An 18,678-nucleotide genomic window follows, 5' to 3' on the forward strand; every position below is an offset into this window, starting at 1 on the left:
GGGCGGCCCCCGGCGTGGTCTTCCCGCCGGGGGCCGCCGCGTCCGTCACGCGCTAGTTGACGTTGACCGCGGACCAGGCCGCCGCCACCGCGTTGTACTCGGCGCTGCCGGAGCCGTACAGCGCCGACGCCGCGCTCAGGGTCGCCGTGCGGGCGCCCGAGTAGTTCGTCGTCGACGTCATGTACGTGGTCAGCGCCTTGTACCAGATCTGCAGCGCCTTGGCGCGGCCGATGCCGGTGACCGTGGAGCCGTTGTACGTCGGGGAGTTGTAGGTGACCCCGTTGATGGTCTTGGAACCGCTGCCCTCCGACAGGAGGTAGAAGAAGTGGTTCGCCACACCCGACGAGTAGTGCACGTCGAGGCCGCCCACGCTGGAGGACCAGTAGTCGGCGGAGGAGCCGTCCTTGCTGGGCTTGTCCATGTAGCGCAGCGGGCTGCCGTCACCGAAGATGTTGATCTTCTCGCCGATGAGGTAGTCGCCGGGGTCGGAGGCGTTGTTGGCGGAGAACTCGACGCCGGTGCCGAAGATGTCCGAGGTGGCCTCGTTGAGGCCGCCGGACTCGCCGCTGTAGTTGAGGCCGGCGGTGTTGGAGGTGACGCCGTGGCTCATCTCGTGGCCGGCCACGTCCAGCGAGGTCAGCGGGTGGGTGTTGCCGGAGCCGTCGCCGTAGGTCATGCAGAAGCAGCTGTCGGACCAGAACGCGTTCACGTACGCGTTGCCGTAGTGGACCCGCGAGTAGGCCGCGACGCCGTTGTTCTTGATGCCGCTGCGGCCGAAGGTGTTCTTGTAGAAGTCCCAGGTCACCTGCGCGCCGTAGGCGGCGTCGGCGGCCGCGGTCTGGTCGGTGGTGGAGCTGGAGGCCGTGCCGGTGCCCCAGACGTCGTCCGCGTCGGTGAAGAGGGTGCCGGTGCCCGTGCTGCTGGTGTGCTTCAGGTTGTACGTCTTGTGGCCGCCGCGCGTGGTGTCGTACAGCTGGTAGGTCGAGCCCGACAGCGTGGTGTTGAGGGTGACCGTGCCCGAGTACAGGGTCTTGCCGGTGCCGGTCTCGACGCCCTGGTACTCGTACAGCTTCTTGCCGGTGGCGGCGTCGGTGATGACGTGCAGCTCGTTCGGGGTGCCGTCGTCCTGCAGCCCGCCGACGACCGTCTCGTAGGCGAGGACCGGGGTGCCGCTGCCCGCCCAGATCACCTTGCGGGCCGCGCTGCTGGCCGCCGTCTTCGCCGAGCCCGCCGACTGCGCGGCCTTCACGGCCTGCTTCTCGGCCTTCGCGGCGGTGATCTGCGGCTTGAGGGAGGCCACCTTGATGGTCGCCTTCGTCGCCCTGGTCACGCCCTGGGTCTTGCCGGACTTCGACTCGTGGACGACCAGGTCGCCGCCGAGGACCGGGAGCCCCGCGTAGGTGCGCTCGTAGCGGGTGTGGACGGTGCCGTCGGCGTCCTTGACGACGTCGCGGACCACCAGCTTCTCCTGGGCGCCGAGGCCTATGGTGCGGGCCGTCTCGGGCGCGGCCGCCTGGGCCTCCTTGATGAGGGAGGTGCGCGCGGTCGCGGACAGCGCGAGGGGGGCGGCGGCGAGCGGCTTCGCGGTGCGGCCGGTCGAGGAGGCCGGTGTCTGGGCGGAGGCGATGCCGGTGGTCAGACCGGTGGTGAGCAGTGCTCCGGCCGCGACGGCGGTGGCGATGGCCAGAGTGGTGCGCTTGTGGCGCGCGTAGAGGGGAGTCAACGCAAGCTCCTTCTGCGGGGGTATCCGTGCGACGTGGGGTGGCCGGACGGAAGGGTGTGAAGTTGCGGTGCGGGTGAGTCGTGCGGTGGAAGAGTGGCATCCAGGACGCGTACATGTCAGGAGGGCAAAACGACCTTGGCTGAAAATCGTCCATCCGGTGAACGGCGGCTGCGCACGACGCCCATTGGCCAGGCCGGGCGCCGGCGGAGCCCTGCGCGGAGCGCGGCGAAAAGGGGCCGCTCCGGGGGAGTCCGACCCCCGGAGCGAACCCCCGTCGCCGACGCGCCGTGACGCGCCTCAGCCACGTTCTACGGGAACGTCAGCGTCCAGCCGTTGATGGTGCCCGTGTCGTACGTCGCCTGGTCCTGGACCCTCAACTGCCAAGTGCCGTTGGCGGTTTCGGAGGAGGCGTTGACCGTGTAGGTGTCGGTCACATCGTCCGCGGAGTCGGACGAGCTGAAGTTCTTCAGCCGGTACGCGGTGCCCGACGGGCCGATCAGGTCGATCACCAGGTCCCCGCGCCAGGTGTGGCTGATGTTCGGGGTGACCTGGAGGTTGCTCGGCGCGTTGCCGGTGCGGCCGCTCACGGTGATCGACGAGGTGACCGCCGGCCCGTTGTCCGGAATCGACACCGCGGTCGTGCTCTCGTACGACGTGCCGGTGCCCGAGCCGGGGCGCGAACCGACGCCGACGCCCGCCCACGCGTTCTGCACGGCCGTGTACTCGGCGCTCGACGTGCCGTACAGCTCGCCCGCCGCCGCGAGCGTGCCGGTGCGCGCCCCCGCGTAGTTGGTGGTCGAGGTGAACTTGGTGGTGAGCGCCCGGTACCAGATCTGCAGCGCCTTGTCGCGGCCGATGCCGGTGACCGGAAGGCCGTCCGCCGTCGGCGAGTTGTAGCTGACGCCGCCGATGACCTTGGCGCCGCTGCCCTCGCTCAGCAGGTAGAAGAAGTGGTTCGCGGGACCCGACGAGTAGTGGACGTCGATCGACCCGATCCCCGAGTACCAGCTGTCCTTGGACGCACCGTCCTTGCTGGGCTGGTCCATGTAGCGCAGCGGGGTGCCGTCGCCGTTGATGTTGATCTTCTCGCCGATGAGGTAGTCGCCGGGGTCGGAGGCGTTGTTGGCGGAGAACTCGACGCCGGTGCCGAAGATGTCCGAGGTGGCCTCGTTGAGGCCGCCGGACTCGCCGCTGTAGTTGAGGCCGGCGGTGTTGGAGGTGACGCCGTGGCTCATCTCGTGGCCGGCCACGTCCAGCGAGGTCAGCGGGTCGGCGTTGCCGGAGCCGTCGCCGTAGGTCATGCAGAAGCAGCTGTCGTCCCAGAACGCGTTCACGTACGCGTTGCCGTAGTGGACCCGCGAGTAGGCCGCGACGCCGTCGTTCTTGATGCCGCTGCGGCCGAAGGTGTTCTTGTAGAAGTCCCAGGTCACGGCGGCGCCGTAGTGGGCGTCGGCCCCCGCGGTCGCGGCGTTCGAGGTGGTGCCGTCGCCCCAGGTGTCGCTCGACTGGGAGAACAGCGTGCCGGTGCCGGACGTGCCGTGGTTGAGGTTGTAGGTCTTGTGGCCGCCGCGCGCGCCGTCGTTCAGCGTGTACGTCGAGCCCGACTGCGTGGTGGTCAGCGTGACCTGGCCGCTGTACTGGGTGTTGCCGACGCCGGTCTCGATGCCCTGGTACTCGTACAGCTTCTTGCCGGTGGCGGCGTCGGTGATGACGTGCAGCTCGTTCGGGGTGCCGTCGTCCTGCAGCCCGCCGACGACCGTCTCGTAGGCGAGGACCGGCTTGCCGCTCGCCGCCCAGATCACCTTGCGGGGCGCGCGGTCCGCGCCGGCCTTCTTCGAGCCCGCCGACTGCGCGGCCTTCACGGCCTGCTTCTCGGCGTTCGCGGCGGTGATCTGCGGCTTGAGCGAGGCCACCTTGACGGCGGCCCGGGTGGCCTTCACGACCCGCTCGGTCTTCCCGGACTTGGATGTGTCGACCACCAGGTCGCCGCCGAGGACCGGGAGCCCTGCGTAGGTGCGCTCGTAGCGGGTGTGGAGGGTGCCGTCGGCGTCCTTGACGACGTCGCGGACCACCAGCTTCTCCTGGGCGCCGAGGCCGATCGACCGGGCGGTGCCCGCCTTCGCCGTGTCGGCGTCGCGCATCAGTTCGGCGCGCTGCGAGGGGGAGAGCTTCAGGGCCGCGTGGGCGGGGTTGATCTTCCCGGCGGCGGGGCGGGCCGGGGCGGCGCTCGCGGCGCCCGCCTGGACGGCGGCGGCCAGCAGGGCGGAGACGCCGACGAGGGCGACGGCCGCGGCACGGCGGGAAGGGGTGTGGGGGGTGCGTCTGCGAGAGGAACTGCTTCTCAACACTGACTCCTTCTGCGTGGCCGCGGGTCACGCGGCCAGGGGAGACCGGACGGAGGGTGGGCCGTCCGGGCAGAACAGGCGGAACGCGGAACCAGGTGCATCAAGGTCACGGGCCGTACGGCGCGGCGGTGGTGCTGTGGGGTTGCCGCGACGGGGCCGTGGGAAGCGTCGCAGAGGGCGCCTGCATTGTCAGGAGCGCATCAATAACTTGGCCGGAAATCGTTCGTTGCCCGGATGGTCATGTTCGCTATACGGACCATTCAGAAAGGCGTCACCGGAGGCGGTGCCGGAGCACACCCCGCGACGCCGGGGCCCGGGGCCGCTCAACCCGCCGACGGTCGTGCGCCGTGCCACGAGCGCCACAGCGCCGCGTACGCCCCGTCCGCCGCCACCAGGCTGTCGTGGGAACCGAGTTCGGTGAGCCGGCCGTCCTCCATCACCGCCACCCGGTCCGCGTCGTGCGCGGTGTGCAGACGGTGGGCGATGGCGATGACCGTCCGGCCTTCGAGGACGGCGGCCAGCGCGCGCTCGGTGCGGCGGGCGGTCGTCGGATCGAGCAGCGCCGTCGCCTCGTCGAGGATCAGGGTGTGCGGGTCCGCCAGCACGACCCGGGCCAGGGCGAGCTGCTGGGCCTGCGAGCCGTCGGTACGGGTGCCTTCCGTGCCCAGCGGGGTGTCCAGCCCCTCCGGCAGCTCGCGCACCCAGCCGGCGGCGCCCACAGCGGTGAGGGCCGCCCACAGCTCCTCGTCCCCGGCCGACGGCTCGGCGATCCGCAGGTTGTCGCGCACCGTGCCCAGGAACACATGGTGCTCCTGGGTGACCAGGACGACCTGGCGGCGCAGCCGCTCCGGGCCCAGGCCGGCGATCGGCACCCCGCCCACGGTCACCGATCCCGCGCTCGGCGCGTCGATCCCGGCCAGCAGCCGGCTCAGGGTGGTCTTCCCGGCTCCGGAGGGGCCGACCACCGCCAGCCGCTCCCCGGGCCGCACGGTCAGGTCGACCCCGCGCAGCACCTCGCCCCCGCGGTCGTAGGCGTAGCGCACCCCGCTCACGTCGATCCGGTCGTCCGCCGGCGCCCGGGATCCGCCGTCCGGTGCGGTGCGCGGGGCCCGGGCCAGGCCCTCCACCCGGGCGAAGGACGCGCCGCTGCTCTGCAACTGCTCGACGCGCACCAGGATTTCGTCCAGCGGCTCGGTGAACTGCCGCAGATACAGCGCACCCGCCACCACCGCGCCCAGGCTCATCGCCCCCCGCGCGTGCAGCACCCCGCCGACCAGCAGCACCCCCGCCACCGGGAGGAGGTAGGAGACCTCCACCACCGGGAAGAACACCGTGCGCAGCCAGAGCGTGTACAGCCGGGTGCGTCGCGACGTGTCCAGTGCCTCCCTGCTCGCCGCGATCCGCCGCTCCTCCAGCCGGAACGCCTCGACGGTACGGGCACCGGAGGCGGTCGACGCGAGGATCTCGGCGACCTCGGAGGTCGCCGCGCCCTCGGCGAGATAGCCGTCCCGCGCCCGGCGCAGATACCAGCGCAGCGCGCACCAGACGGGGGTCAGGCCGAGCACCCCCACGGCACCGAGCACCGGGTTCAGCGCGAACACGGCGCCGAGCAGGAACAGCCCCTGCACCGCGCTGATGAGCAGCTCGGGGCCGGCGTCGCGCAGCGTGGTGCCGACGGTGGCCACATCGGCGGTGCCGCGCGCCGTCAGATCGCCCGCCCCGGCCCGCTCCGCCACGGACGCGGGCAGCGTGAGGGCCCGGTCGACGAACTGCTCGCGCACCCGCGCCAGCGTCCGCTCCCCGAAGCGGTGCCCCACGTACCGGGCCCAGCGCGCCAGCAGCAACTGGGCCAGCGAGCACAGCAGGATGCCGAGCGCCAGCCGGTCCACGGCGTCCACGCCGCGTCCGGCCCGGGCCTCGTCGACGATCCGCCCCACCAGCCAGGGCCCGGCCAGCCCCGCGCCCGCGGCCGCCGCGTTCAGGGCCAGGACCACGCCGAAGGCACGCCCGTCGGCCCGCACCAACCGCACGGCGGCCCGCCGTACGTCGGCGCGCCCGGCGATGGGCAGGTGGTCCCCGGACCGCGTCATCCCACGACCTCCTCGGCGGCGGACGTCTCGCTGTCCCGCGTCACCAGCGCCCGGTATCCCGGCTCGCGGCCGAGGAGTTCGCGATGGCCGCCGGTGGCCGTCACCTTGCCGTCGACGAGGTAGTGCACGGTGTCCGCGCGGTCGAGCACGAGGGGCGAGGTGGTGGTGACGAGGGTCGTACGGCCCTCGCGGGCCGCGCGCAGCCGGCCGGCCACCGTCGCCTCGGTGTGCGCGTCGAGCGCCGAGGTGGGCTCGACGGCCAGCAGCACCTCGGGGCCGGCCAGCAGCGCCCGCGCCAGCCGTACCCGCTGCCGCTGGCCCCCGGACAGACTGCGGCCCTGCGCCGCGACCGGCGAGTCGAGGCCGTCGGGCAGGCCGAGGACGATGTCGTCGGCGGCGGCCGCGTGCACCGCCCGCCCGACGGCCGCGTCGTCGTGGTCCCGGCGTCCGCACACCAGCTCGCGCAGCGTACCCGCGAACAGATCGGCCTCGTGGTCGGCGACCAGGATGCGTGCGCGGACCTGCGGCAGGGGGATCTCGTCCAGACGCACGCCGCCCCAGGTCGCCGCCGAGGGCGTGTAGCGGCCCAGGCGGTCCACGACGGCTGCGGCGTCACCGGGGCGGGCGGCCGCCAGGGCGGTCAGCCGCCCCGGCTCCACCCGCACCCCGGACTCCGGGTCGTGCAGCACCGACGGCGCCCCGGGCGCGTCGGCGGTGCCGTCGTCCGGCGCCGGCTCCAGTCGCAGCAGCCCCACGACGCGCCGGGCCGCCACCACGCCCCGGCTGATCTGGTAGCAGGACTCGACGAAGAACGCCACGGGAGCCACCAGGACGGCGACATAGCCGTACACCGACACCAACTCGCCCACGGTGATGTCCCCCCGGGCGGTCAACCGGGCCGCCAGCCAGGTCACCACGGCCAGGAACAGGGTCGGCAGCCCCACCCCGAGTGCCTGGATCCAGCTGGTCACCGCCCCCACCCGGTACCCCTGCTCCCGCAGCCGCTGCGAGTCCCGGCGGAAGGCGCCGGCGAACAGCTCCTTGCCGCCGAGGCCGTTGAGGACGCGCAGACCGCCCGCGAGGTCGCCGATCCGCGCGGTCAGCGCGCCCTGCCGTTCGCGGTACTCCGACTCCGTCCCCTGCAGCCGTCCCATCAGCGGCCCGACGAGCAGCGCGATCAGCGGCAGCCCGAGCAGCACCACCGCGGCGAGCTGCCCGGAGACCGACAGCAGCAGCCCGGCGACCACCAGGTAGGCGACGACCGCGCCGATGCCGGGGCCGACGACGGTCAGGGACTGGCTGATCGTCTGGACGTCGCCCACCCCGATGGTGACCACCTCTCCGGCCCCGGCCCGGCCGGGCAGCGCCGCGCCCAGCCGGACCGCCTGCCCGACGACGACCTTGACCGTGCGGAAGTTGGCGTCCATCCGCACCCGGGTCATCGTGCGGTGCCGCATGATGCTCAGCCAGGCGTTGAACGAGCCGACCGCGAACAAGGCGGTGGTCCACCCGGCCAGCGCGCCCATGTCGCCCGGCTCCAGTCCCTCGTCGACCGCGCGGGACATCAGGTACGGCGTCGCCGCCAGCAGCACCATCCACATGCTGCCGAGCAGCGCACCGGCCGCGCACCGGCCCGGCTGCCGGGCCACCAGCCACCACAGGTACCGGACACCGCCGCGGCGGTCGGGCGTCCCGGGATCCTCGTACGCGTCGATCATCCGTCTCCGTTCCCCCGTTCCCTCAAGCCAGGCTGTCCCGCCAGGCCCGGTGCAGGTCCGCGAACCGCCCGGTCCCCGCGATCAGTTCGGCCGGGCTGCCGTCCTCGACGACGCGGCCGTCCTCCATGACCAGGACGCGGTCGGCGATCTCCACCGTCGACAGCCGGTGCGCGATCACCACCGCCGTACGGCCCCGCAGCACCGTCGCCATCGCCCGCTGCACCGCCCGTTCGCCGGGGACGTCCAGGGAACTGGTCGCCTCGTCGAGGATCAGCACCGCCGGGTCGGCCAGCAACGCCCGCGCGAACGCCACGAGCTGGCGCTGCCCGGCGGAGATCCGGCCGCCGCGCTTGCGGACGTCCGTGTCGTAGCCGTCCGGCAGTGCGCTGACGAAGTCGTGGGCGCCGATCGCCTTGGCGGCCCGCTCGATCTCCTCGCGGGTCGCGTCCGGGCGGCCGATGGAGATGTTCTCGGCGACCGTGCCGGAGAACAGGAACGCCTCCTGCGTCACCATCACCACCCCGCGCCGCAGTTCGGGCAGGGCGAGGTCGCGCAGGTCCACGCCGTCCAGCAGGACCCGGCCCCCGGAAGGGTCGTAGAAGCGGGCGAGCAGCTTCGCGAGCGTCGACTTGCCGGCGCCCGTCGCGCCGACCACGGCCACCGTCTGCCCGGCCGGGAGCGTCAGCGAGAAGCGGGGCAGCACCTCGCCGCCCGTGCGGTAGGCGAACCGGACGTCCTCGAACACGACCTCGCGGCCCGGCTGCTCACTTTGGAGCGCCGGAAGGGGCCGGGGCACGGACGGCTCGGGCACGGAGGGCGTCTGGGCCAGCAGCCCCGCGATCTTCTCCAGCGACGCCGACGCCGACTGGTAGGAGTTCAGGAACATGCCGAGCCGGTCGATCGGGTCGTACAGGCGCCGCAGGTACAGCACCGCGGCCGCCAGCACCCCGAGGGCCAGCGAGCCGGCCGCCACCCGGTAGGCGCCCCACAGCACGATTCCGGCCACCGCCGTGTTGGCCACCAGCCGGGAGGCGGTGACATAGCGGGCCATCTCCAGCAGCGCGTCCCCGTTGGTCCGTTCGTGCCGCCTGTTGAGGACGCGGAAGCCGGCGTCGTTGGCCTCCTCGCGGCGGAAGGCGCGCACCGGACGGATGCCGTTCATCGTCTCCACGAACTTCACGATGACCGCGGCGATCGCCGTGGACCGCAGCCGGTACACCCGCCCGGCACGCCGCCGGTAGTCCCGCACGAGCAGGTACAGCGGCACGAAGGAGGCCACCGCGACGGCACCCAGCCCCACATCCAGCCAGAGCAGCATCGCCGCGATGTAGACGAACGACAGGATGACCGTCACCAGCTCCTGCAGTCCCTCGCTCAGCAGCTCGCGCAGCGACTCGACGTCCGTCGTGGAGCGGGAGATCAGGCGGCCCGAGGTGTAGCGCTCGTGGAAGTCGACGCTCAGCGCCTGGGCATGGCGGAAGATCCGGCCGCGCAGGTCAAGCAGCACGTCCTGGTTGACGCGGGCGGAGGCCACGATGAACGCGTACTGGAGTCCGCCGGAGGCCAGCGCGCACAGCAGATAGCCCGCCGCCACCGCGATCAGCGGGCCGTGGTCGTGGCCGCGGAAGGCGGGCACGGCGTCGTCGATGGCGTACGCCACCAGCATCGGGCCCGCCTGGACGGCGGCCTGCTGGAGCAGCAGCAGAAGGGTCGTGACGGCGACACGCGCCTTCATCGGGGCGAGCAGGGAGCGCAGCAGCGCGGCCGTCGCACCGGGCGGGGTGGGCAGCACATCACGGTCGAAGGCGTCGTCGCCCTGGGGGCGGGGGGCCTCCGGGTCGTCGTCGGCGGTCTGCGCGGTGGTCGAAGGCGTCGTCGGCGCCGTCATCGCTCGTCCTCCCCTTCCCCGGACCCGGACATCAGGTGGGCGTACTCGGCGTTCGTGCGCAGCAGTTCATGGTGGGTGCCCACGGCGGCGATGCGGCCGCCCGACAGGAGGGCTACCCGGTCGGCCAGCAGCACCGTGGACGGGCGGTGCGCCACGATCAGGGCCGTGGTGTCGGCGAGCACCTGCCGCAGGGCGGCCTCGACGGCGGCCTCCGTGTGGACGTCCAGGGCGGACAGCGGGTCGTCCAGCACCAGGAAACCGGGCCGTCCGACGACGGCCCGGGCCAGCGCCAGCCGCTGCCGCTGCCCGCCGGAGAGACTGAGGCCCTGCTCACCGACCTTGGTGTCCGTGCCCTCGGGGAGGGTGTGCACGAAGTCGGCCTGCGCGACGGCGAGGGCGCGCTCCAGCTCGGCCGCGCCCGCGGTGTCCGGGGCCCCCATGAGAACGTTGTCGCCGACACCGGCGGAGAAGAGGGTGGGCTCCTCGAAGGCGACGGCCACCTTGGCGCGCAGCTCCGCGCGGGTCATCGCCGTGATGTCCGCGCCGTCCAGCGTGATGCGGCCGGACGTCACCTCGTGCAGCCGGGGGATGAGGGCGGTCAGGGTGGTCTTGCCGCTCCCGGTCGCCCCGACGAGCGCCATGGACTCACCGGGGCGGACGTGCAGGTCGATGTGGTCGAGGACGGGCGGGGAGCCGGGGGGAGCGTCGGGGTAGCGGAACCGCACACCGTGGAAGCGGAGCCCCCGGTCGGCGGAGGCGGCCGGCCGGACGGCGGGAGCGGTCTCCGCCTCCGGCTCCTCGTCCATCACCTCGAAGTACCGCTCCGTCGCCGTGGCCGCCTCCTGGCTCATCGCCAGCAGGAAGCCGATCGAGTCGACGGGCCACCGCAGCGCCAGCGCCGTGGACAGGAACGCCACCAGCGTCCCCGCGGACAGGCCGCCGTCCGCCACGCGCACCGTCCCCAGCACCAGCGCCGCACCGATGGCCAGTTCCGGCAGCGTGATGATGACGGCCCAGATCGCCGCCAGCAGCCGGGCCTTGCGTAGTTCCGTCCCGCGCAACGTCCCCGACAGCTCCCGGAAGGCGAGTGCCTGGCTCCGGTGCCGCCCGAAGCCCTTGATGATGCGGATGCCGAGCACGCTCTCCTCGACGACCGTCGTCAGGTCGCCGACCTGGTCCTGTGCGAGCCGGGCGACCCCGGCGTAGCGCTTTTCGAAGATCGCGCAGGTGACCATCACCGGGACGGCCGGCCCCAGGATCACCAGCCCCAGCGTCCAGTCCTGCGCCAGCAGGATCAGCACGCCGACGAGGATCGTCACCCCGTTGACCAGCAGGAAGGTCAGCGGGAAGGCGAGGAACATCCGCAGCAGCATCAGGTCGGTGGTGCCGCGGGAGAGCAACTGGCCGGACGCCCACCGGTCGTGGAAGGCGACCGGAAGACGCTGCAGGTGCCGGTACAGATCCGCCCGCATGTCCGCCTCGACCCGCGACAGCGGCCGCGCCACCAGCCAGCGCCGTATCCCGAACAGCACCGCCTCGGCGACGCCGAGCAGCAGCAGGTACAGCGCGCCGAGCCACACGCCGGCCGGATCCCGGTCGGCCACCGGCCCGTCCACCATCCACTTCAGGACGAGCGGGATCACCAGACCGGTGCACGACGCCACGATCGCGACGAACGCGGCGGTCAGCAGCCGCACCCGCACCGGCCGCACATACGGCCACAGACGCAGCAGGGTACGGACGGCGGAGCGGTCCTCGGCGGGTGCAGGTGTCATCGGCATCAGCAGCGAGCCTACGGATCGGCACTGACAGTGCCCACCGAGTTTTGGCCGGACCTGGATCCGCCGCGAGTCCTGCGACCTGCGCGTCCGCGGCGGCCCGGCCACCCGCGGCCGGCGGGAGCGGCACCGCACCGTCAGCCGGCCGGCCGTCAGTCCGCCACCCGCAGCAGCAGTACCGACCGCGCCGGCACCGTCACCGCGGTCCCCGCCCGGTGCGGCGTGCCCGGCGGCTGCGCCTGTTCCTCGCGGGAGGTGTCCACGACCAGCTCGTACCGCCGCGCCCAGGGCGGCCCGGGCAGCACGAAGTCCACCGGGCGGTCCCCGGCGTGCAGGACCGTGAGGAAGCTGTCGTCCACCACCGCCGCGCCCCGGGAGTCCCGGCCCGGTATGTCGCGGCCGGACAGGTACATGCCCAGGCTCGCCGCCGGCGCGTACCAGTCGCCTTCCGTCATCTCCGTTCCGCGGGCCGTGAACCACGCCAGGTCCCGCAGGCCGTCCGCGGAGTGGGCCCGCCCGGAGAAGAACGCCCGGCGGCGCAGCACCGGGTGGCGGTGGCGCAGCCCGACCAGACGGGAGGTGAGGTCGAACAGCGCCCGCCAGCCCGGGTCCTGGAGCAGGCTCCAGTCCAGCCAGCCCGTCTCGTTGTCCTGGCAGTAGGCGTTGTTGTTGCCGCGCTGGGTACGGCCCATCTCGTCGCCCGCCACCAGCATCGGCACGCCCGTCGACAGCAGCAGGGTGGTCAGCAGGTTCCGCATCTGGCGGCGGCGCAGCGCCCGTACCCGCTCGTCGTCCGTCTCGCCCTCCGCCCCGCAGTTCCAGGAGCGGTTGTCGTCGGACCCGTCGCGGTTGCCCTCCCCGTTGGCCTCGTTGTGCTTGCGCTCGTACGACACCAGGTCGCGCAGCGTGAAACCGTCGTGCGCCGTCACGAAGTTGACGGAGGCGTACGGGCGCCGGCCGCCCCATGCGTACAGGTCGCTCGAACCGGACAGGCGGTATCCCAGGTCCCGCACGTCCGGCAGCGCCCCGCGCCAGAAGTCCCGCACGGCGCCCCGGTAGCGGTCGTTCCACTCCGTCCACAGCGGTGGGAAGGCGCCCACCTGGTAACCGCCCGAGCCCACGTCCCACGGCTCCGCGATCAGCTTCACCCGGCGCAGCACCGGGTCCTGGGCGATCACCGCGAGGAACGGGGACAGCATGTCGACGTCGTGCATCGACCGCGCCAGTGCCGCCGCCAGGTCGAAGCGGAAGCCGTCCACGCCCATCTCCGTCACCCAGTAGCGGAGGGAGTCGGTGATCAGCCGCAGCACCTGCGGCTGCACCACGTGCAGTGTGTTGCCGCAGCCCGTGTAGTCCGCGTACCGGCGCGCGTCCGACTGCAGGCGGTAGTAGCCGCGGTTGTCGATCCCCTTCAGCGACAACGTGGGGCCCAGCTCGCCCGCCTCCGCGGTGTGGTTGTAGACGACGTCCAGGATCACCTCGATCCCGGCCGCGTGCAGCGCCCGGACCATCCGCTTGAACTCGCCGACCTGCTGGCCGGTGGTGCCGCTGGACGCGTAGGCCGCGTGCGGCGCGAAGTAGCCGATCGAGTTGTAGCCCCAGTGGTTGCGCAGGCCCCGCGCGAGCAGATGGTCCTCGTGCGCGAACTGGTGCACCGGCAGCAGCTCCACGGCCGTCACGCCCAGCGTCACCAGGTGCTCGATCGCCGCCGGGTGCGCGAGGCCCGCGTACGTGCCGCGCAGTTCCTCGGGGACGCCCGGGTGGCGACGGGTGAAGCCGCGCACGTGCAGCTCGTAGATCACCGAGTCCGCCCAGGGCGTCTTGGGGCGGTGGTCGTCGGCCCAGTCGTCGTCATCGTGCACGACCACGCCCTTGGGGACGAACGGCGCCGAGTCCCTCTCGTCCCGCACCGTGTCCGCCACCCGCTGGTCGGGCCAGTCCCGCACGTGCCCGTACACCTCCGGCGGCAGGGTGAAGTCCCCGTCCACGGCGCGCGCGTACGGGTCGAGGAGGAGCTTCGCCGGGTTCCAGCGGGCGCCGGTCCACGGGTCCCAGCGGCCGTGCACCCGGTAGCCGTACCGCTGCCCCGGCAGCACGCCCGGCACGAAGCCGTGCCAGATCTCGTGCGTCAGTTCCGTCAGCCGCACCCGCGTCTCGCGGCTCCCGGCGCCGCGCCCGTCGAACAGGCACAGCTCGACCGCCTCCGCGCCGCCCGCCCACAGCGCGAAGTTGGTGCCCACGGCACCGTCCGGGCCCGCGTGGAAGCGCGCCCCGAGCGGAGTGGGCGCGCCCGGCCACACGGGCACGGCCGGCACCGGGTGTCGGCTGCCGTTCAGCACGGCGGCCGGGCGCGCGGACCGTACCCCGTCCGCCCGCCCCTGCTGCACTGCCTCCTGCTCGGCTGCGCTCGACACCTGTCGGCCTCCCGCGGCTCGGTGGGACGGCACGGAAAAGGGCGCGCGGTGCCCCGCCCCTTCGTGGCCCGTTCGCCCCGGGGGTGCCCGAGCGCGCCCCTGCGCCCGGGCGGCGCGGCTCCCCGTCGTGTCGTCCTCCCCACTGTTCTGCCCAGAGCGTGGCTCGCACTCACGTTTCCCCAGCGGGGGCCGGGTCGTTGGGATGGTCGTGATGCACGTACAGATGCGCGCGCGGCGCGCAGCAGCCGCACTTGCCGCCGCACTGACCTGGGCCGGCCTCCTGGTCGGCTGCACCTCCCACGGACTCGACGACGTGCTCGGCAAGGCGCCCGCGCCCGAGGAGTTCATCAGCGTCACCCCGGACGACGGCAGCACGGCCGTGCCCGCCGGCCGCCGGCTGCGGGTGCGGGTGCCGAGCGGCCGCCTGGAGTCGGTGGCCGTCGTCAGGTCCCTGGACGCGCAGGACTCCCCGGTGCCCGGGCACCTCTCCGCCGACGGCCTGCTCTGGGAGCCCGACGACCCCCGCCTCGTCCTCGCCGCCAAGTACACGGTCGACGTGGTGGCCCTCGACGTCCAGGGCCGCCGCTCGGCCCGTCACGCCGTCTTCACCACGTTCGTGCCCGACCGGCGGTTCATCGGGTACCTCACCCCGGAGGACCGCTCGACCGTGGGCACCGGCATGATCGTGTCCCTGCAGTTCAACCGGGCGATCGAGAACCGGGCCGCGGTCGAGCGGGCGGTCCGGGTCACCGCGCGGCCGGCCGTCGAGATCCGCCCGCACTGGTTCGGCAACGACCGTCTCGACTTCCGGCCCGAGGAGTACTGGAAGCCGGGCACCACGGTCACCGTCGCGCTGCGGCTGCGCGACGTGGAGGGCGCCCCCGGTGTGTACGGACTGCAGTACAAGACGGTCTCGTTCGCCGTCGGCCGCAGCCAGGTCTCGCTCGTCGACGCGACCGCCCACACCATGAAGGTCCGTCGCGACGGCGAGCTGATCGCCACCGTGCCGATCACGGCGGGCGCCCCGGGGACCACCACCTACAACGGGAAGATGGTGGTGATGGAGATGCTGAAGGTCACCCGCATGGACAGCCGTACGGTCGGCTTCGGCGGGGAGTACGACATCCCCGACGTCCCGCACGCCCTGCGCCTGACCGGCTCCGGCACCTTCCTGCACGGCAACTACTGGGCCCCGGACGCCCCCGGACACGTCAACGTCAGCCACGGCTGCGTGGGCCTCAGGGACGTCAGGGGCGGCGGCTCGGACACCCCGGCGGGCTGGTTCTACGACCGCAGCCTCGTCGGCGACGTGGTCGAGGTCGTCGGGAGCGACGACAAGAAGGTCGCTCCCGACAACGGGCTGGGAGGCTGGAACATGACCTGGAGCCGGTGGAAGGCGGGCGGCGCGGCCGCCTAGCGTCCCGGCGCACACGGCACGCGTGGCACGCGCTGCACGCGCTGCACGTTGGGTACGCCGGGTGCGCGCCTGCACCCGCCCGATGCTTCTCCGCGCGGTCCGCTTTGGGACTGAACGGTGACAATCGCGGGGAGTCATCGGGCCGGGGGGTGTGATTAATTGGCGCAATGCGCGCGTGGGTCGCGCTGAAGTGCGGGCCTCATCAGGCCGTGCGAGGGGAGACGGGAACGTGAACGGGCGACCGATATCGGGGGCGTCGGTTGGTGCGCGGAAGCGGGGACGCAGGGGACTGCCGGCACTGATACTCGGTGCCCTCCTGTTCACCGTCACCGCGTGCGGCGGGGGAGGGGGCTCCGGCACGGCCGGCTCCGGCAAGGGCGGGGAATCCGGCAGGACCGGCACCAAGCAGTCGCAGGCCGTGGTCACCATAGCCCCGAAGGACGGCGCCAAGGCCGTGGAGACCAGCGGCGCCCTGAAGGTGAGCGCCGCCAAGGGCAAGCTGACCGAGGTCACGGTCAAGGACCCCAAGGGCCACGAGATCCCCGGGACGATATCCGGCTCGGGCGCCACCTGGACGCCCTCGACCCATCTGGCCGCGGCCACCACGTACAAGGTCCACGCGGTCGCCAAGGACCCGGCGGGTCTCACCTCCGCCGAGGAGTCCTCCTTCACCACGCTCACCCCGAAGAACACCTTCGTCGGCCTCTACACACCCGAGAACGGCTCCACGGTCGGGGTCGGCATGCCGTTCTCGATCCGTTTCACCCGGGGCATCACCCACCCCGAGGCGGTGGAGAAGGCCATCACCTTCAAGACCGAGCCGGCCGTCGAGGTACGCGGCCACTGGTTCGGCAACGACCGTCTCGACTTCCGGCCCGAGGCGTACTGGAAGGCCGGCACCAAGGTCACCGTGAACCTCAACCTCGACGGTGTCGAGGGCAGGCCCGGCGTCTACGGCAAGCAGGCCAGGACGGTGACCTTCACCATCGGCCGCAGCCAGGTCTCCACCGTCGACGCCAAGACCCACAAGATGGTCGTCAGGCGCGACGGCAAGGTCGTCAAGACCCTTCCGATCACCACCGGCAAGCCGGGCTACGACACCTGGAACGGCCAGATGGTCATCAGCGAGCGCCTCGTGGTGACCCGGATGAACGGCGACACCGTCGGCTACGGCGGCGAGTACGACATCAAGGACGTGCCGCACGCCCAGCGCCTGACCGACTCCGGCACCTTCATCCACGGCAACTACTGGGGTGGCGGCGCCTTCGGCAACTACAACGCCAGCCACGGCTGCGTGGGCCTGCGCGATGTCCGCGGCGGCTACGACAAGTCGGTGCCGGCCGCCTGGTTCTTCGACCACTCGATGATCGGTGACGTCGTCGTCGTGAAGAACTCCCACGACCGGACGGTCGCGCCCGACAACGGGCTGAACGGCTGGAACATGTCCTGGGACGAGTGGATCAAGTAGTCACCCGCGCCTTGGGGCCCGGTGTGCCGCTGTGAGCGAGCACACCGGGCCCGTTGCCGTTAGTGCCCGTTAACCTTCCTGCATGACTGTGCATCTCGAAGTCGCCGAGGGTGTGGGCACCCTCCGCCTGGACCGCCCGCCCATGAACGCGCTGGACGTCGCCACGCAGGACCGGCTCAAGGAACTCGCCGAGGAGATCACGCGCCGCGATGACGTGCGCGCCGTGGTGATCCACGGCGGGGAGAAGGTGTTCGCGGCGGGCGCGGACATCAAGGAGATGCAGGGCATGGACCACACCGCGATGGTCCTGCGCTCGCGCGCCCTGCAGGACTCCTTCACCGCCGTCGCCCGCATCCCCAAGCCGGTCGTCGCCGCCATCACCGGCTACGCCCTGGGCGGCGGCTGCGAGCTGGCGCTGTGCGCGGACTACCGCATCGCCGCCGAGAACGCGAAGCTGGGGCAGCCGGAGATCCTGCTGGGCCTGATCCCGGGCGCCGGAGGCACCCAGCGGCTGGCGCGTCTGATCGGCCCGTCCAAGGCCAAGGACCTGATCTTCACCGGGCGGATGGTGAAGGCGGACGAGGCGCTGACGCTGGGCCTGGTCGACCGGGTGGTGCCGGCCGGGGAGGTGTACGCCGAGGCGCACACCTGGGCCGCGCGGCTCGCGCAGGGCCCCGCGATCGCGCTGCGCGCCGCCAAGGAATCCATCGACACGGGCCTGGAGACGGACATCGAGACGGGTCTGACCGTGGAGCGGAACTGGTTCGCGGGCCTGTTCGCGACGGAGGACCGCGAGCGCGGGATGCGCAGCTTCGTGGAGGAGGGGCCGGGCAAGGCCAAGTTCGTCTGACCCCGCCGCGGTCCGTCACCCTCTTCAGGCCGGCGCGCTTGCCGTTGACGAGACGTCTTGCCCGGCGTCCCCCGAAGGGGCGGTTTATCGGAGCCTTAAGACACCCTTAAGCCGGCCGTGTTCGAGCGCACCCGGTTATTGCCTCCAACTGGCCTGTTTTCGCAGGCCAGTTGGGGTGTGACGGATTCCGGATTGCATATGTCATATGCCGATCGCAAGAATCGGAAGGTATGTTTCCGGGATGGCTACTCCCTGGTAACGCCTCCGGGTGACCCTGTGGACGGCCATGATGGGGGGCATGGCGGGGCTGGAGGGTGTCGAACAGCCGCGGCGGCGCGGGAGTGCCACTGCGGCACGCTGGTCACCGGCGGTCGAGGACGAACGAGCGCTCAGAGCACTGGAGCTGTTCGGCAATCCGGCCGAGGCGGAGGTACCCCTGCCGTCCCTCCCCGAGTCGGCGGCCACCGCCCGCCGCCTCGCCCAGGTCGTGATCCTGCGCCACTGGGGACTCTCCCCGAAGGTGGCCGAGGACGCGGTCCTGCTCGTCTCCGAACTCGTCGGCAACGCCGTGCGGCACACCGGCGCGCGGGTCTTCGGGCTGCGCATGCGGCGGCGCCGGGGCTGGGCCCGCGTCGAGGTGCGCGACCCCTCCCGCGGGCTGCCCTGTCTGATGCCGGTACAGGAGCTGGACGAGAGCGGCCGCGGCCTCTTCCTCGTCGACGGACTCGCCGACCGCTGGGGCGTCGACCTGCTCCCGCGCGGCAAGACGACCTGGTTCGAGATGCGGGTCGCCGACCGCTGACCCCCCGGCGCAGAAGCCCCGACCGCCATGCGGCCGGGGCCTCCTCGGGCGCCGCGGGCGGAGTTGGGGTGTACGCCGCGGCATCTGCGACGAACCGGTGCCCGGGTCAATGGGTGGCTGCCGCACGATCGACTATCGCAGACGAGTGCGGCCGACCGGAAACCGGTTTCGATCCGGGCGGCGCA

Annotated in this window: 11 protein-coding genes; 4 read left to right on the forward strand and 7 right to left on the reverse strand. The window is 72.4% G+C overall.

Translation table 11 applies throughout. The features are described 5' to 3' along the window. Positions 1-52: 52 nt before the first annotated feature. The 7 genes from ACZ79I_RS27955 to glgX form a co-directional block, all read right to left on the reverse strand. Positions 53-1,723 (reverse strand): M4 family metallopeptidase, encoded by a 1,671-nt coding sequence (locus ACZ79I_RS27955; RefSeq protein WP_471500566.1) that lies wholly within the window; start codon positions 1,721-1,723, stop codon positions 53-55. Positions 1,724-2,031: 308 nt separating this feature from the next. Beyond that, the gene (locus ACZ79I_RS27960; protein ID WP_471500568.1) at positions 2,032-4,068 is read right to left on the reverse strand and encodes a M4 family metallopeptidase; all 2,037 of its coding nucleotides are present in this window, start codon (positions 4,066-4,068) and stop codon (positions 2,032-2,034) included. A gap of 323 nt (positions 4,069-4,391) precedes the next feature. After that, positions 4,392-6,158 (reverse strand): ABC transporter ATP-binding protein, encoded by a 1,767-nt coding sequence (locus ACZ79I_RS27965; protein ID WP_471500570.1) that lies wholly within the window; start codon positions 6,156-6,158, stop codon positions 4,392-4,394. Continuing rightward, positions 6,155-7,876 (reverse strand): ABC transporter ATP-binding protein, encoded by a 1,722-nt coding sequence (locus ACZ79I_RS27970; protein ID WP_471500572.1) that lies wholly within the window; start codon positions 7,874-7,876, stop codon positions 6,155-6,157. The genes ACZ79I_RS27965 and ACZ79I_RS27970 overlap by 4 nt, the downstream gene beginning before the upstream one ends. 22 nt (positions 7,877-7,898) lie before the next feature. Continuing rightward, positions 7,899-9,764: an ABC transporter ATP-binding protein gene (locus tag ACZ79I_RS27975; RefSeq protein ID WP_471500574.1), complete on the reverse strand. Its 1,866-nt coding sequence runs from the start codon at positions 9,762-9,764 to the stop codon at positions 7,899-7,901. Further along, complete coding sequence (locus tag ACZ79I_RS27980; protein ID WP_471500576.1) at positions 9,761-11,545, reverse strand: ABC transporter ATP-binding protein; 1,785 nt, start codon at positions 11,543-11,545, stop codon at positions 9,761-9,763. The genes ACZ79I_RS27975 and ACZ79I_RS27980 overlap by 4 nt, the downstream gene beginning before the upstream one ends. 149 nt (positions 11,546-11,694) lie before the next feature. After that, positions 11,695-13,956, reverse strand: coding sequence for a glycogen debranching protein GlgX (glgX, locus tag ACZ79I_RS27985; protein WP_471500578.1), 2,262 nt, complete (start codon positions 13,954-13,956; stop codon positions 11,695-11,697). Between the two features lie 211 nt (positions 13,957-14,167). Here glgX and ACZ79I_RS27990 point away from each other — a divergent pair, with 211 nt between their 5' ends. The 4 genes from ACZ79I_RS27990 (at position 14,168) to ACZ79I_RS28005 (ending at position 18,493) form a co-directional block, all read left to right on the forward strand. Next, positions 14,168-15,373 carry a L,D-transpeptidase gene (locus tag ACZ79I_RS27990; protein WP_471500580.1) on the forward strand — a complete coding sequence of 402 codons (1,206 nt, stop codon included), beginning with the start codon at positions 14,168-14,170 and terminating at the stop codon, positions 15,371-15,373. A gap of 229 nt (positions 15,374-15,602) precedes the next feature. Continuing rightward, positions 15,603-16,841, forward strand: coding sequence for a L,D-transpeptidase (locus tag ACZ79I_RS27995; protein WP_471500582.1), 1,239 nt, complete (start codon positions 15,603-15,605; stop codon positions 16,839-16,841). Positions 16,842-16,923: 82 nt separating this feature from the next. Further along, entirely contained in the window at positions 16,924-17,691 is a 768-nt protein-coding gene (locus tag ACZ79I_RS28000) for an enoyl-CoA hydratase/isomerase family protein (RefSeq protein ID WP_471500584.1), read from the forward strand. A 298-nt stretch (positions 17,692-17,989) separates the two neighbouring features. Next, positions 17,990-18,493, forward strand: a complete 504-nt coding sequence (locus tag ACZ79I_RS28005; RefSeq protein WP_471500586.1) for an ATP-binding protein — start codon at positions 17,990-17,992, stop codon at positions 18,491-18,493. The last annotated feature ends 185 nt before the right edge of the window (positions 18,494-18,678 follow it).

This window comes from Streptomyces sp. PSU-S4-23 (assembly GCF_055632315.1).